Below are 1,108 nucleotides of genomic sequence, written 5' to 3' on the forward strand. Positions count from 1 at the left end.
ATCTGCTGCGCGAGGCCGGCCTGCCTCCGGCCTGGGCGCAGGCTTTGGTGACGGATTCGCCGGCGACCGCCGAGGCGCTGGCGACCGATCCCCGCGTCGCCTTCCTGAGCTTCATCGGCAGTGCGCGCGTTGGCTGGCATCTGCGCTCGCGGCTCGCGCCCGGAGCGCGCTGCGCGCTCGAGCATGGCGGCGCGGCGCCGGTGCTGGTCGATCGTGGCGTCGATCTGCAGCAGGTCGTGCCCTTGTTGGCGAAGGGTGGTCTCTATCATGCCGGTCAGGTCTGCGTCTCGGTGCAGCGCGTCTACGTGCATCAGGATCAGGCACTGACTCTGGCACAGGCGCTGGCCGAGACCGCAGCCGAGATGCGGGTCGATGATCCGACCCTGGCCGAAACCGCGATCGGACCGCTGATTCGTCCGGCCGAGGTCGAGCGCGTGGATCAGTGGGTGCGCGAGGCGATCGGGCAGGGCGCAACCTTGCTCTGCGGGGGCGAGCCGCTCTCGCGCACATGTTATGCGCCGACGGTGCTGTTCGACCCGCCGGCGACGGCCAAGGTCAGCACACAGGAGCTGTTCGGTCCGGTGATCTGTGTCTATCCCTATGCCGAGGTCGATGCGGCGATCGAGGCGGCCAATGCCTTGCCGTTCGCGTTCCAGGCGTCGGTGTTCACACGCGAGCTGGCGTTTGCACGCGATGCCGCAGAACGGCTCGCGGCCTCAGCGGTGATGATCAACGACCACACCGCCTTCCGCACTGACTGGATGCCGTTCGCCGGATTACGCCAATCGGGGCTGGGTACCGGCGGGATGCCCTATAGCTTCGAGGAGATGCGCATCGAGAAACTGGTGGTTTGGCGCGCGGACTGAGGCGTCGGGTCGTCAATCACGCTCGGCAACAGGGGTTGACGAGCGTTCCGTCACGCCTTGGGCACCCTGATCCTGGGACACCTCATCGCTGCTGTCGTCGAGGGTCCGCGTAAAGCGCAGATGGGCGATATCAGGCGGAAAGAACATCGCCCAGTTCCACTCCAGATAGAGCCGCGCCTTGCGCGCCAGGGTCGGGATATAGAGCAGGTAGAAGCCGCGCCAGAGCAGCCAGGGGATGAACC

At 66.8% G+C, this 1,108-nt stretch carries 2 protein-coding genes; one reads left to right on the plus strand and one right to left on the minus strand.

Features of this window, described 5'->3' with window-relative positions; translation table 11 throughout:
* Positions 1 to 866: aldehyde dehydrogenase family protein (locus CKO42_RS26645; protein WP_200252708.1), on the plus strand; the 866-nt coding region annotated here is incomplete at its 5' end.
* A 12-nt stretch (positions 867 to 878) separates the two neighbouring features.
* On the opposite strand, the gene CKO42_RS26650 is transcribed toward CKO42_RS26645, so the two are convergent.
* The coding region (locus tag CKO42_RS26650; RefSeq protein ID WP_200252711.1) for a hypothetical protein at positions 879 to 1,108 on the minus strand (230 nt) is incomplete at its 5' end.

Origin of the sequence: Lamprobacter modestohalophilus, from assembly GCF_016583905.1 — a bacterium.
Lineage (GTDB): Bacteria > Pseudomonadota > Gammaproteobacteria > Chromatiales > Chromatiaceae > Lamprobacter > Lamprobacter modestohalophilus.